Here is a 14,782-nt window from a genome sequence, read left to right on the forward strand (position 1 = left end):
ACACTTGCGTAAGTCCTAACAAGGCTTGAAAATGGTTAATTCACTTACGCCGCAGTCTACTAGATGTTTCAGATGAGGAATTAAATGAAATTGAAACGGAAGAGAATTTCGATAATGTTAATACTGAATTAGATTAGATTTGGTGTATTAATTAATAACTTAAAATATCTCACTAACATGATCACAACTAAATCTGCTATTCCCCTGAAACCCAGGGTTGAAGATAGTTTCGGGATTACATTAGCACCATTGTCTGTGGAAGAAATCTACAGTAAAGCAGATAATCCTGCTAATGGCGCTGTGGTGCTGATGAGTGGTATGGTTCGTAATCAAACTGATGGTAAGTCTGTGGTAGCTTTAGAATATCAAGCTTATGAACCAATGGCTTTACAGGTATTTTATCAAATTGCTGATGATATTCGTGATCAATGGCCTGATGTGAATCGGGTGGTGATATATCATCGCATTGGTAGATTATTAGTTGGGGAAATTAGTGTGGTTGTGGCTGTAGGTTGTCCCCATCGTGGTGAGGCTTTTGCCGCTTGTGAGTATGCTATTGATACATTAAAACATAATGCGCCAATTTGGAAAAAGGAACACTACAGCCTACTGGGTGAAGATGGTTCTCTAATAGCAGAGTCTAGTTGGGTATCTATTAAAAACTGTAACCATTAAACTTTAATATTATAGCGGTTCTCGATTGAGTGAGATACAAGAACCCCACCCCCAACCCCCTCCCCGCAAGCGATTAGGGGGCTATGATGTATCTCATGCAAGTGCATACCGCTATATAAAGAAGATAGGCTAAAAACCCCGGAATTGATCCCTATCCCTAAAATTTGCATTTAATGTAGGGGTAGCGCCCCCGTGCCTACCCCGTTATTTGGGGCAACCACAGGGGGATTGCCCCAGGGAAAACGCATCTAATTTTTTTTTGACAAAATACCATATTAGTGAATCAAGACAGAAAAATATCTAATTCCATTCAAAATCTGATTAATTCCTTTATTAATATGCTAAAGATTTAAGAAATTTAGAGTAATTATTTATTTTTGATGATAGATTTATTTGGTTCATTTCTATATATTAATATCTATATTTTTTGAGATTAAAAATCTAGATTCTATTGTCTAATCAACAGAAAAATAAATTGTTTATATTTATGGTTGTCTATCTTTTCTGATTTTTATCAGATACATTCTAAAATCTTCTCTAAATATTCATCATCCCATCCTGCACAAAACTGCTTACTTTTAGTTCCTAGTTTTTGGCTTTTTTCTTTTCCTAAAAGATTAACTGCTATATGACGAAGAACTACAAAATTTTGCGGTGCATTTGTATCATGAGATGGAATCCCGTTTGGAAGTTCTAAAAATCGTTTTAGCCATTTTTCTTTCTTTTTTCCATAAGCCCTCCACTAATACCCAACTATCTACTCCACATATTACTGCACAAATCGCAATGGGGTTCTTCGGTACTCACTATGCTAAATAATTTTGTCAACCCCTAAAATCCTGATACCGTAAGGATTTTACGTTAATTCATCGGTGAATTTGATATAAATTTGGCATCAAAAACAATGAAACCCTTTATTTATATGGGTTATGGGGTAAATAAACTCATATTTGGCATAACAGGTACGGAAGAACCGAAATTTTTCACTTTTTACTATGATAGCAAGAGATTTGAGGCTTACTAAATTCTGATCAAGTCAACAATTATTTAGTTTGATCAAATTTAATCACTAAAGAAATGGCAATACTCACCATCAAAATCAATGCCATACTCAATGCTGAACCAAAACCCCAATTTTGACTATGTCCCAGAAACTGATTATAAACTAACCGCGCAGCGGTCATACTCGAAGCACCACCCAGTAATTCTGGGTCTATAAAATCCCCTAACCCAGTAATAAAAACTAGCAGCGAACCAGCAGTGATTCCTGGTAAAACTTGAGGTACAGTCACTTTCCAAAAGGTTTGTACTGGATTTGCACCCAAATCAGCAGCAGCTTCTAATAACTGTTTATCTAACTTTTCTAAAGAAGCATATAAAATTAACACCATATAAGGTAATAAGCTGTAACTCATACCAATTAATACTGCTGAATTACTGTTCAAAATATTCACAGCAGGTAAACCAAAACTGGTTAATAAACTATTTAATAATCCGGTGGGACGTAAGATTGTAATCCATGCGTAAGAACGCAATAAGGAAGAAGTCCACAAAGGCAAAACAAAGGCTAATAATAACAAATTTTGCCACCGTTTTGGTGCTATCAAAGCAATCCAATAAGCAACGGGAAAGCCTAAAATTAAGGTGATAATAGTAGTTCCAAATGCCAGAAGAAGTGAATTAAATATTACCTTTAAATAAAGCGGTTCAAAAATGCGAATATAGTTACCTAATCCACTAGGATTTACTAAATCACCTGGTCTAATATCTGGGACTAAACTTAATTCAAAAATTATTACTGTTGGCAAAACTAGCAACATTAATAACCAAATACCAGATGGTGCTAGTAATCCCCAGGTTGGTAGACAATTTTTCCAATCAGGTTGTAATTTCTCTATTTTTTTCAGTTCGCTAGAAGATTCCATTTGTAAATTAGTGATTATATAGCGGTATGCACTTGAATGAGATATTAAGATTTACGGTAAAAGCCATACGGCAAAATAGTTTACTTCTTCTTTTTTCTTCTGACTACTGAATGGCGCAAGCCATGCACCCCTACTTCCTTAATCATTTTTTAAGTTAGTAATTGAGTCCAATAACGTTCATAAATCTCTTCAAATTTTCCTAAAGAGGTTAGACGTTCACACTTGGCTAAAAGTGATTCAGGAGGAAATAAATTAGTGTTTTTTTGAATTGCTTTTGGTAATTGTTCAAATGCTGCCTGATTAGGAGTAGAAATATACAAACGTTCGGAAATTTTTGCTGCTACTTCTGGTTGCAAAATTAAGTTAATCCAGGCATAAGCACCAGCTATATTAGGATTAGATTTGGGAATGACAATTGTATCAGTCCATAATGAAGAACCACTACGAGGAATTACAAATTTGAGCTTGGGATTTTCTTTGCAAATTTTGACGGCATCAGCAGAATAACACATAGCGATCGCTAAATCTCCCGCCAGAATCTTATTTTGCCAAGCGTCTGTATCAAAAGCGGCGATCGCAGGTTTTAATATCTGCAATTTCTGATATGCTTGTTTAACCTCAGTTTCATTTTGGGAATTATAGGAATAACCTAACATTCGCAAGGTTGCACCCATTACCTCTCGTACATCATTGAGTAAGGTAAACCGTTTATTTAGTTGATCTTGATTTTGCCAAAGATACTCCCAATCTTCCGGGGCATTTACCAGTTGTTCTGAGTTGTATAATAAACCTGTTGTTCCCCAATTAAAAGGAAGACTATAACGATTATTCGGGTCATAAGTAGGATTATTAAATTGGGGAAATAAATTATCTAAGCCAATTAAACGGCTATGATCTATTTCTATTAATAACCCTTTTTCCGCCATCTTTTGTACCATATAGTCAGAGGGGTAAATAATGCTATAAGTACCACCACCTCCAGCTTGCAACTTAGCTAACATGACATCATTGGATTCATATACATCGGCTATTACTTTCATCCCTGTTTGGATCGTGAAGGTAGTTAGTAATTCTTTATCTGTATATTGAGTCCAGGTATAAATATATAGTTTGTCACTTTGATTAGAGCTAACATAGTTTGACCCCACATTAGCTAGTCGCCAACCACAACTACCTAAAGATAAGGTAGAAAATGCCGCCATTTTTTTGAGAAAATTACGTCTGTTAGTCATTTAATTTACATCTTGACTAATAGCTAAACAGTCAAATTTTTCCCACCAAGCATAAATGGGTGTATTCCTATCTGGTAAACTAGCATAAGTATTAGGTTGTAAAACATTGAGGTGAACACCATTGATTAATTCCACAACATAATTAACATGAGTCCCTAAATACATGACATTAATTAGCCGTCCCTCAAAACAATTTGTGAGTATATTAGTGGGATAAAGGGAAAGTTGGATTTTTTCAGGACGGACACTAACAACAACACTTTGAGCTATTTCTAGAGGAGTTTGTTCGTGACGACTAACAATCATGGTTAATCCGGTTTTAGTAGAAATTTTCATAGATTCTGCATCTACTTCCACAATTTCACCGCTAAATAGATTAGTATCACCAATAAAGTCAGCCACAAAAGGTGTTTGCGGACGTTCGTAAATTTCGCTAGGATTACCAATTTGTTCTATTTTGCCTTGATTCATCACCGCAATGCGATCGGATAAACATAATGCTTCTTCCTGATCATGTGTCACCATCACAAAAGTTAACCCTAAATCCTTATGAAGATTGGATAACTCAACCTGCATCTCCTTGCGAAGTTTTAAGTCTAATGCTCCCAAAGGTTCATCAAGGAGGATAACTGCGGGACGATTCACCAAAGCTCTTGCTAAGGCTACCCGCTGTTGTTGACCACCAGAGAGTTGACCAGGAACACGCAATCGCAAACTTTCCATCTTTACTAGCCTCAAAGCATCTGTAACGCGACTAGCAATTTCCGATTTGGATATTTTTTTTAATCGCAATCCAAAAGCAATATTTTCCCACACATTCAAGTGGTTAAATAAAGCATAACTTTGAAATACAGTATTCACAGGTCGCCGATAAGGAGGAACATCAGTCATTAACTGACCTTGAATGAGTAACTTACCAGCATCCACCCTTTCAAATCCAGCAATCAAGCGGAGCGTAGTTGTCTTTCCACAACCAGAAGGACCCAAAATGCTAAAGAACTCTCCCTGTCTAACATCCAAATCCACTCCGTGGACTGCGGGTTCTTGATTGAAAAACTTGAATACATTACGCAATTCAACATCAAGTGGCTGTAATGGTTTTAAACCTCTTTGATTCTGCATCGCAGTTTGAGCCATAATCTTCAGTAAAATACCCTGATATTTAATCTTGTCAGTTGTCAGTTGTTACCTAGTTATCAAAATTATTTTGGTCTATGACTATTTTACCATCATTACTTAGTATAACAAAAAATACACGCACAGTTGGACGTGGTGTCCAATCCACATTTGTAATTTTATTCACATTATTAATGTTATCTGGAATCGGCGCTAGATTAATATATTTACAAATTATCGAAGGAAAAAACCACCGCATCCGCGCAGAATCCAACCGCATTCGGATTATTCCCAAACAACCAGAAAGAGGTAATATTTTTGACAGAAATGGTAAATTATTAGCCAGCACCCGTTATCCCCGATCTGTGTACTTATGGCCAATGGCACATACCAAACCCTCTTGGTCGGTAGTTGGTCCACGTTTAGCCAAAATTCTCGACACTCCCCAAACAGATATCGAGAAAATACTTGAACAATCTGCTGTCAATCCTTCATCACTAATTCGCATTGCTCGAAATTTAAACGAAGCACAGGTAACAGCATTAAAGGAGTATGAAAATGAACTACCCGGAGTAGAAATAAATACGGAAGCTGTGCGTTATTACCCTCATGGTCAAGAGTTGGCTCACATACTTGGATATACCCGTGAAGTTACTGCTGAACAGTTGGAAAAAAGGAAAGCTGAAGGCTACCGCTTAGGAGATGTCATGGGTCAAATGGGGGTAGAAAAAGCTTATGAAAAATTGTTAAGAGGTGAATGGGGCGGTCAGCAGGTAGAAGTAGATGGTAGCGGTAGACCTTTACGAGTCTTGGGAAGTAAGCAAGCAAAAGCTGGAAACGATCTGCACTTAACCATAGATTTAGATATGCAAATAGCCGCAGAAAAAGCTTTAGGTCAACGCAATGGCGCAATAGTCGCCATTGACCCCAAAAATGGGGCTGTCTTAGCAATGGTGTCTCATCCTACTTTTGACCCGAATATATTTTCTAAACAAAAACTTTCTCAAAAAGATTGGGAAACCGTTCAAGGTTCTGGTCATCCTTTAGTTAATCGGGCCATTAGCGCCTTTCCTCCAGCCAGTACATTTAAAATCGTCACCACAACCGCTGCACTAGAATCAGGTAAATTTTCTCCTGATACAGTATTACAAACCTACGGTTCTTTAACTATTGGTGGAACTAGGTTTGGTGAATGGAATCACGCTGGTTTTGGTCCTTTAGGTTTTGTAGGGGCTATGCAGTGGAGTAGCGATACTTTCTTTTATCAAATTGGTAAGCGACTCGGTGGACCAACATTGATTGAATGGACTCGTAAATATGGATTTGGTCAAAGAACCGGGTTTGAATTTACTACAGAAGAATCTAAAGGTTTAGTTCCCGATGAAAATTGGAAACAGAAAGCCTGGAAGATACCTTGGAGTGTGGGTGATACTATCAATATGTCCATTGGCCAAGGGGCTTTACAAGCTACTCCTTTACAAACCGCTGTGATGTTTGCTGTACCTGCCAATGGTGGTTATCGAGTTCAACCCCATTTATTAAAGGATAATGAAGAAGCTAAAAGCTGGAGAGAATCATTATATCTTAAACCCACCACCCTCAAAGTTCTCCGTGAAGGATTGCGGAAGGTAATTAGTGAAGGTACAGGTAAGGTATTAAATGTCCCCAATCTTCCTCCTGTAGCTGGTAAGAGTGGTACAGCAGAAGCTTGGAGAGGAAGAGTTAAAGAAAATCACGCCTGGTTTGGTGCTTATGCGCCTGCGGATAAACCCGAAATTTTAATAGTGGCCTTTGCTGAACATTCCGGTGGTGGTGGTGGTAGTGTCGCTGCACCTATGATTTTAGAAATCATGGAAAAACATTTTGCTCGAAAATAGGTAATTGGTAATAATAATTTTCCCCTTAATCTCTACCCCTGCTTCTTGCTTTCGATAAAAAAAGACCCTGAAATGATCTCCAGGGTACTTACACGTTTTTCAGGCATTAATAAGTTTAAGATTACTCAGCCTCAAGAAATATTGCTACTACCTAAAGTAGAGTTAATGGAAATATTTTGGCTTTAAGGTGAATAAGGGGGTGTTGAAAGAGTCTTGATTTATAGCAACGGTCAAGGCGCTTAGGACATGAATTGTTCGTGTCAACGTACCGTAGGTATTCATGAAACTCCGTCTACAAGAGGTTTTTACTCCTGACTCGGTGACTCGGTGACTCCTGCTATATTATGTTCCTGGACGAGAGCGGATATGATCTGGTATATGATGGCGATCGCCTAATATTTCCAACAAAGGTCCATGCACATCAAATTTAACCATACTTACTGAAGCGACCAAAATATTCACCCGATAACGATAGCGTCCCAAATCAATCCCCAGTAAACTGCAAAGCATAATCCGAATCGTGGCTTTATGGGAAACGACTAAAACATTACCTTGGGGATATTTTTCTTGAATTTCCGCAATTACAGGCATAGAACGGTTAGCAATCTCTACCGCAGTTTCTCCACCAATGGGTGCATTCCAAGCCGGTTCTGTCAACCATTTTACATAGTTTTCTGAGTAATTTTCTTGAGCAAACGATTTACTCTTAGTTTCCCATTGTCCATAACTACCTTCTCTAAGTCCTTCCCGCACCTGCATCTTCATACCAGTAGCATCACAAAATGGCTTGGCAGTGGAAATAGCGCGTTTCATTGGACTAACATAAACCGCTGACCAGTCCAATTTTTGATATACATCAGCAAAACTAGATGCCATTTGCATCCCTTCTTTTGTCAAATCTGCATCAGTTTCACCACAGAAATTACCACTTTGACTAAAAGTAGTTTCGCCATGCCGCAGTAAATATAAATTGAGTGTCATAATTTGTATGGCGATGGGGATAAAAGAATTTGTGCAAAAACAAAATAACATCAATCTCTCTATCGAGTCTGTCACAGCAGAACCTAATTAAGGATTTCATGATCATTCAATCTGTGTAATCTGTGTAATCCGTGATTGTTTTTTCCATTTATCTTGATCATCAGTGGCGATCGCGTCACAATAATAATTAAAACTATGTAATTTATTTTCACAATGTCCATATCCCCGCTTACTCCTACCCTTTCATGCCCCCACGCCCCCACAGAAACCTACTGGGGATATGATTATGATTTGGTCATAGTCGGTGGTGGCATTGTCGGCTTAACCCTAGCCGCAGCTTTAAAAGATTCTGGTTTAAAGATTCTCCTCATTGAAGCTAGAGTTGCATCAGCCGCAGTGGCTAAAGGACAGGCTTATGCTGTACATCTGCTGTCTGCCCAAATTTTCCAAGGAATTGGTTTATGGGACAAAATTCTCCCCAACATTGCTAAATATAACCAAGTGCGCCTCTCCGATGCTGATTATCCTGATGTGGTGAACTTCCAAACCGATGATTTAGGGACACCAGAATTAGGTTATGTAGCAGAACACTATGCACTATTAGCACCTTTACAGGAATTTGTCCAAAGTTGTGCAAATGTAACTATTTTGTGTCCAGCGGAAGTGGTAAGTACACAAAATGAAAGAGATATAGTTACTATTAATATCAAAATTGGCGACGAAAATCAGATAATTCGCAGTAAATTGTTAGTCGCTGCTGATGGTTCAAAGTCTCCCATTCGTCAAGCTGCGGGCATTAAAACTAAAGGTTGGAAATATTGGCAATCCTGTATTGTGGCTTTTGTCAAACCAGAAAAATCTCACAATAACACCGCTTATGAAAAGTTTTGGTCAAGTGGTCCCTTTGCAATTTTACCCTTACCAGGAAACCGTTGTCGCATTGTTTGGACTGCACCCCATGAAGAAGCAAAAGCCTTGTGTGCGTTGAATGATGAGGAATTTTTAGCGGAACTGACGAAACGCTATGGTCAACAAATGGGAAAATTGGAATTATTGGGAGACAGATTTATTTTTCAGGTACAGTTAATGCAGAGCGATCGCTATGTTCTCCCCAGATTAGCATTAATAGGTGATGCTGCCCATAACTGTCATCCCGTTGGTGGACAAGGTTTAAATTTAGGGATTCGGGACGCAGCCGCATTAGCCGAAATCATCCAAACCGCCCATCAAAATCGTCAAGATATTGGTAATATTTCCATACTCAAGCAATATGAAAGCTGGAGAAAAAAAGAAAACCTCGCCATATTAGGTTTCACCGACTTATTAGATCGAGTTTTTTCTAACAACTTCTTACCAATAGTCATAATTCGCCGTTTAGGTTTGTGGATTATGCAGCGAGTTCCCATAGTTAAAATATTCGCCCTGAAATTAATGATTGGCTTAAAAGGAAAAACTCCAGAATTAGCTAAACGGTGAAATCACCAACCTATTGTAGGGTGCGTCAGATTCGATAACTCAGCCAGCCATAAATAGATTTTTGATATCTGACGCACCTTAAAAATTTACTTCTTTTGATAATTGGTTAATAACATCAACCTAATAACTAAGGAAAGTGAGAGATATCATGACTCAAACTTTAGAAAATTCTCTTAATTTAGTAGAAGAAGAACAACACTTCTACCGTCGTGGAGTAACTTGGGAAAAGTTCCAAGCAATTCAAAAAGCATTTGAAAATGTACCAGGAGTGCGTTTATTCTATTGTGAAGGAGTTTTAGAAATTGTGACTATCAGTAAACCACATGAAGCAATTAGTAGTTTAATGGCTGCATTACTAACCAGACACTTTGAAATAGAGGAGATTGAATTTTTCCCCAGTGGTAGTTATTCACAAATTCTGCCTGGTATAGTTGAGTATCAAGCCGATTTATCCTATTGTTTTCAAGCTGATAAACCTAGACCAGATTTATGTATTGAAATAGTTATTACAAGTGGTAGTCCTATCAAACTGAAGAAATATAAATTAATGCAAGTTCCCGAAGTTTGGTTTTGGGAAGATGGAACACTGGGAATTTACTGTTTGCGACAAGAAGAATATGAGAAAGTTAATAATAGTGAATTGTTGCCGAAATTAGATTTATCTTTATTGAATCGTTGTTTATTATTATCTTCTCCCTTAGAAGCAATTAAACAATTTCGTCGAGGGATTTAATATTTGGTATGTTACGCAAATACCAGCTATCCTAAGTATAAGTACGGTTGTACAATAACATATAACTGTTTATGCTCTCCCAGAGTATATACTTATAATTAACCAGGAGCATAAAAATGACTTCTTTCAGTGCATTTAAACAGACAATACAAGATAAGTTATCTCTGAAATCTATTGGTATTGGCATTGCATTATTGCTTTTAGCTCTATTATTCTTCACTTGGCGTGGTTTGAGTTTGCCTTGGATTACCACCAATAGCACTACAGAGATTAAAACCGTTATTCTTGGTGGACTTAAAAATATAAGTGAACTCAACACGGTAAAGATGTCGAGTAAAGCTACAGTAGTGGAAACGGAAGAGAATAGATTATTTTCTCTAACTTTGGGAAATACAAAAGTTATTTATGAAGGTGTGGGGATTATTCGTGCTGGTATAGATATGCGAGGATTAGAAGCTAAAGAGGTAGACGCAGATAATCATAAAGTTAAAATTATTTTGCCTCCTCCATACATTATTGAGACTGTTCTTGATGTTGAAAGATCGGAACTTTTAGATCATCATCGTAATTGGTTTGGACCAAATACTGAAATTGATTTACAAGAAAAAGCCCAAAAAGATGCAATTGAAAAAATTAGATTAGAAGCTTGTGAAAATGGCATTCTTGAAGCTGCAAATAGAAATGCCCAAGAGATAGTAGAGAATATTTTATCAGTATCTGGTTATACAGATATTATCATAGAAACTCAATCACCTAAAACAAGTTACTGTCATATTGATTGATTTTTCCTCGTTCCCAAGTTCTATGTGGGAATGCAATTAAAAAGGTTCTTTCTTTTGACAATCTATATTCCCTGTCACAGACAGGGAACACAAATACTTTTATCAAGAGACAGATAAAAAGATAATCATCTGAACCCTTTATAACTAGCTACTTTTTGACAATAAGTGCTTAGACTACGTCAGGTAAACTTGTCAGTTCTTCAACAGGCTGTAAAACTTTCTCTTCTGCATAGGTAGGAATCAATGTTTCTCCATTCAAAGCCACAACATCTTGCAACCTCGAAATCACAAAAGACTTCTCCAGATAAGAAAACAAACCACCAGCCTTTGGACCCTTTTCTTTGTTCAAGAAAGATAGATACAAAGCCTTAAAAGCAATTGGTTGTTGAATCCCTAACTCCTTAGTAGTGGAGAAAATGATAGTTTGCAATGCCTCAGCTTCCCAATGAGGAATATTTTGCAAATTCTCCATCAACTTTTGCAAATAAGCAACTTGTTCAGAGTTCAAATCATTAGCTTTCTCTGGAACTTGTTCCAAATAAAGAACTAACTTTTCTTCCTCATCTGCATAATCTTGTAACCACAATTGTGCAGCAGCAATTCTTTGATTAATAATTTCCTGATCATACTCAGTTAAAGGCTGTAAACTACGTTGGACAACCTCATCCTGAATATTTAAACGCGGAACTTGCAACAAAGAAATCAGCGTACTAAAATCAAAAGGTTGGAAAGTTTTAACTTCATCCCCTAGCTGTGCGTAAAATAACGGCATTAATTCCTCCGTTAATTCAGGAGATTTAGAATACTTGTTAATTAAAGTATCGTAATCTCTAAATAAACGAGTAGTAGTTTCATAATTTGGCGCAAAATTAATTACCGTTCTTGGCTGAGTTCGCAACATTAAAAAGCGCAGTAATTCCGGTGGAAGTAAAGCCGCAATTTCTTCTGCACTCGAACCAACTCCCTTAGAAGAACTCATCTTTGTCCCATTCACAAGAATGAATTCATAGGGAGAATGAAAAGGAGGTTGCTTTTGTAAAACCTTACGACTAATCGCATTAGCAACATCACGAGAACCACCTTTTTGAGAATGATCCTTCCCAGCCATTTCAATAGTTACACCCAACACATCCCACTTAGCCACCCATTCAACTTTCCAAGGTAATTTACCATTACCATTAAAAGGAGAAACCCAGCCAGAATGTCCACAACCTTTTACATAATCAGTTGCATCAGGTTTGCAGGTGTAAAATACTTCTGAACCGTTATAATCTGTCGTGACAGTTGTGGCAATCTTACCGCAATTTTCACAAACAACTTGAAAAGGATACCAGTTATTTGGACGATCAGCTTTACTTACTTCCTTATAAGCTTCTCTCACCAAATGGGCATTTTTTAAGAAAGTGTCAATATAGGAATTAAGTTTTCCATAACGATATAAATCGCGGAGAAAATAAGTTTCTGGTTTAATTCCTAAATACTCGAAAACTTCAAAAAATTCACCAATGAAATATTTAGCATAATCACTAGCATCATCACCAGGAGAAGGCACATTACACAGCGGAAAGCCCAAATAAGGAGAAAACTTTTCCTGATCTAAGTATTTTGGAACTGTATCCAGTGCGTCATAGTCATCCACACCATATAAGAACTTAACAGGTTTACCTGCGTGTTTCAATGCCCGGTAAATCACATCATGGATAACCACACCCCGCAAAGACCCAACGTGTACCCGTCCTGATGGAGTCTTAGAATCATTAACTACCTGGTAGCCTACTGCATCAGCAGCGATTTTATCAGCCCAAAACATTTGCTATTTATCTTTTCACAATCCATCCATTTTAACTTTTGTTATGGAGAATAATCTCATTGTTGACTAAGTTCAATAATATTGCGATCTGGATCTTGAATAAAAATTGCTGCCCGACCGGAAGCACTAGCCTGAAAAGGATAATTTTTAGCGATTAACTCATCTTTCGCAACCTGCAAATCAACCACAGCAAAAGCAATGTGAGGATTTTGTCCCCATTTTTCCTGTTGCTTATCGGTTGGTACAGTAGGCGCAACTATGAGATGAAGTTGATAATTACCAATTTGATACCAGACACCGGGATATTTTAGAGGACGTTCTACTTTGTTTAGTCCTAATACCTGACTATAAAAATATTCAGTCTGTTCTAAATCAGTCACTAGAACAGCAGTATGAAGACTCTGTATAATTTGCATTTTTTTGTTTTGTTAAAATATATAGTCATCATATTTGATTTTTGAACATTGCAAGACTAAGATCCCCGACTTCTCTAAGAAGTCGGGGATCTTATTGTTCAAAAAAATTAATTTTTTCTTTATGATTACTCGAAAGTGCCACAAATGCTGAGAAAACCACACCTAAGATAGATTGATTTATAATCCACGTAGTTTTTATTACATAAAAATTGATAATTCCAATACTTCCCCTTCAAATAAAAAAATGTATATTGTTCAAATCTAGCACAGTAGGAAACATCAAGGCAGAAACAAGGTAACGGTGAAAGATGAATTTACTTCTTTCTACCCTTGTCGTGTAAGAATTTTATCTTGATGTTTCTCTTTTTTAATAATTGATAAATTGTTGATTTTTATCAAAATCTTATTTGATTAATTATTCTTAAATCCAACAATATTTACTTAAGTAAAGTATAAATTTTACATAAAAACCCCATACAATAAAAGAGCATGACTTACGCAATTGGCACATTGGTAGGGTGCGTCAGATATCAACAATCTGTTTATTTGCAGGATTTACGCAGTCTGACGCACCTTGCATCTCTTGCGTAAGTCCTACAGATTTTTACTTTTTCTATGGCAAGCTGGTAGTCAAAGAGGTTATGGATTTAAAAAATGTCGTTTTCAGAAATCAAGCTACCAATTCATGAAACTTTTCAAAGTACAGTTCAGGGAGAAGGATACTGGACTGGTTGCTTAGTAGACTTTATTCGCTTATCTGGTTGTCCAGTTGCTTGTCCTTGGTGTGATACGGGTTATGCTGACCCAAGAGCAAATTTACCCCGAATAGAACGTCCTATTGCTGAACTTCTAGGGGAAATAAAATCTCCCAGAGTGGTAATAACTGGTGGAGAACCATTTATTCATAAGCATTTACCGGAATTAGTACAAGCTTTGTTAGTCGCAGATAAGTTGGTTAGCATTGAAACATCAGGCTCTTTTTGGCAAGAAGTTTCCCCCCCAGCTTGGATTACTCTATCCCCCAAGGAACATCTTAACGCTAAATACCCGGTGCAAAGTCAGTTTTGGAGTCGAGCTAATGAAGTTAAAATAATCATAGAAACTGGGAGAGAAATTGATTTTTATGAAAAATATCTATCTACTCACCCTAATTTGCTTGTCTATTTACAACCTGAGTGGAACAGTTCGTCGAAATCACTACCGCTGATTTTGCAGATATTACAACAAAAACCTGACTATAGACTATCTTTGCAAACACACAAGTATATCGGGGTACAATGACTAATCAGCAGTGGCTACTAGCTAAGGAATTCCGCTTTGAAGCAGCACATAAATTGCCTTACCATGATGGTAAATGTTCCCGGCTGCATGGACATAGTTGGCGTGGGGTTGTTTATGTAGCTGGTGATACCTTGGTGACAGAAGGTGCTAAACAGGGTATGGTCATGGACTATTCAGAAATCAAAAAATATCTCCAACCCTTGCTTGAGAATTATTTAGATCACTATTATTTAAATGAATCTATGGGTTTAGAATCACCAACTAGTGAGGCGATCGCTGCTTGGATTTATGATAAATTAGAACAAGCAGGATTAGCAGGGTTAACAGCAGTCAGAATTGATGAAACTTGTACTTCTATTTGCTTGTATTCTAAAAATCGTATATCTGGCTGGTTGAATTCTGGGCAAGATCTAAATTTACTGCAATCCGGTGAAAATAATCATGGTTTGGGGATGAATTTAATCGTTTAATCACAGTT

The 14,782-nt window shown here is 37.2% G+C and carries 13 protein-coding genes and 2 pseudogenes; 7 read left to right on the forward strand and 8 right to left on the reverse strand.

Going from position 1 to position 14,782, the window contains the following annotated elements; genetic code table 11:
• Positions 1-177: 177 nt before the first annotated feature.
• A complete protein-coding gene (locus CA730_RS01140; RefSeq protein WP_096662924.1) occupies positions 178-675 on the forward strand; it encodes a molybdenum cofactor biosynthesis protein MoaE in 498 nt (165 codons plus the stop codon).
• 514 nt (positions 676-1,189) lie between these two features.
• Here CA730_RS01140 and CA730_RS24000 read toward each other — a convergent pair.
• The 5 genes and pseudogenes from CA730_RS24000 to CA730_RS01160 all read right to left on the reverse strand — a co-directional run.
• Positions 1,190-1,336, reverse strand: a pseudogene (locus CA730_RS24000) (ISAs1 family transposase); the annotation flags it as partial.
• A pseudogene (locus CA730_RS26320) lies at positions 1,337-1,463 on the reverse strand (transposase family protein); the annotation flags it as partial.
• Positions 1,464-1,718: 255 nt separating this feature from the next.
• Complete coding sequence (locus CA730_RS01150; protein WP_096662927.1) at positions 1,719-2,600, reverse strand: ABC transporter permease; 882 nt, start codon at positions 2,598-2,600, stop codon at positions 1,719-1,721.
• Positions 2,601-2,749: 149 nt separating this feature from the next.
• Positions 2,750-3,832: a polyamine ABC transporter substrate-binding protein gene (locus tag CA730_RS01155; protein WP_096662929.1), complete on the reverse strand. Its 1,083-nt coding sequence runs from the start codon at positions 3,830-3,832 to the stop codon at positions 2,750-2,752.
• Positions 3,833-4,969 (reverse strand): ABC transporter ATP-binding protein, encoded by a 1,137-nt coding sequence (locus CA730_RS01160; RefSeq protein ID WP_096662931.1) that lies wholly within the window; start codon positions 4,967-4,969, stop codon positions 3,833-3,835.
• 77 nt (positions 4,970-5,046) lie between these two features.
• On the opposite strand from CA730_RS01160, the gene mrdA reads away from it, so the two are divergent.
• Positions 5,047-6,825, forward strand: a complete 1,779-nt coding sequence (gene mrdA, locus CA730_RS01165; RefSeq protein WP_096662933.1) for a penicillin-binding protein 2 — start codon at positions 5,047-5,049, stop codon at positions 6,823-6,825.
• A 342-nt stretch (positions 6,826-7,167) separates the two neighbouring features.
• Here mrdA and CA730_RS01170 read toward each other — a convergent pair whose 3' ends face one another.
• Positions 7,168-7,806, reverse strand: coding sequence for a histidine phosphatase family protein (locus tag CA730_RS01170; protein WP_096671197.1), 639 nt, complete (start codon positions 7,804-7,806; stop codon positions 7,168-7,170).
• 213 nt (positions 7,807-8,019) lie between these two features.
• On the opposite strand from CA730_RS01170, the gene CA730_RS01175 reads away from it, so the two are divergent.
• From CA730_RS01175 to CA730_RS01185, 3 genes are all read left to right on the forward strand, one after another.
• The gene (locus CA730_RS01175; RefSeq protein ID WP_096662936.1) at positions 8,020-9,282 is read left to right on the forward strand and encodes an FAD-dependent hydroxylase; all 1,263 of its coding nucleotides are present in this window, start codon (positions 8,020-8,022) and stop codon (positions 9,280-9,282) included.
• Between the two features lie 148 nt (positions 9,283-9,430).
• Positions 9,431-10,015, forward strand: a complete 585-nt coding sequence (locus CA730_RS01180; protein ID WP_096662939.1) for a Uma2 family endonuclease — start codon at positions 9,431-9,433, stop codon at positions 10,013-10,015.
• A 116-nt stretch (positions 10,016-10,131) separates the two neighbouring features.
• Positions 10,132-10,797, forward strand: a complete 666-nt coding sequence (locus CA730_RS01185) for a DUF4230 domain-containing protein (RefSeq protein ID WP_096662941.1) — start codon at positions 10,132-10,134, stop codon at positions 10,795-10,797.
• Between the two features lie 169 nt (positions 10,798-10,966).
• Here the strand turns inward: CA730_RS01185 and lysS are convergent, their stop codons facing one another.
• Together lysS and CA730_RS01195 are read right to left on the reverse strand one after the other, a co-directional pair.
• Entirely contained in the window at positions 10,967-12,607 is a 1,641-nt protein-coding gene (gene lysS, locus CA730_RS01190; RefSeq protein ID WP_096662944.1) for a lysine--tRNA ligase, read from the reverse strand.
• Between the two features lie 56 nt (positions 12,608-12,663).
• Complete coding sequence (locus CA730_RS01195) at positions 12,664-13,023, reverse strand: VOC family protein (RefSeq protein WP_096662947.1); 360 nt, start codon at positions 13,021-13,023, stop codon at positions 12,664-12,666.
• Between the two features lie 654 nt (positions 13,024-13,677).
• On the opposite strand from CA730_RS01195, the gene CA730_RS01200 reads away from it, so the two are divergent.
• Both CA730_RS01200 and queD read left to right on the forward strand, forming a co-directional pair.
• Positions 13,678-14,304 carry a 7-carboxy-7-deazaguanine synthase QueE gene (locus CA730_RS01200; RefSeq protein ID WP_096662950.1) on the forward strand — a complete coding sequence of 209 codons (627 nt, stop codon included), beginning with the start codon at positions 13,678-13,680 and terminating at the stop codon, positions 14,302-14,304.
• Entirely contained in the window at positions 14,301-14,774 is a 474-nt protein-coding gene (gene queD, locus CA730_RS01205) for a 6-carboxytetrahydropterin synthase QueD (protein ID WP_096662953.1), read from the forward strand. The genes CA730_RS01200 and queD overlap by 4 nt, the downstream gene beginning before the upstream one ends.
• Positions 14,775-14,782: the final 8 nt, after the last annotated feature.

Source organism: Dolichospermum compactum NIES-806, from assembly GCF_002368115.1.
In the GTDB taxonomy this organism is placed as follows: Bacteria; Cyanobacteriota; Cyanobacteriia; order Cyanobacteriales; family Nostocaceae; genus Dolichospermum; species Dolichospermum compactum.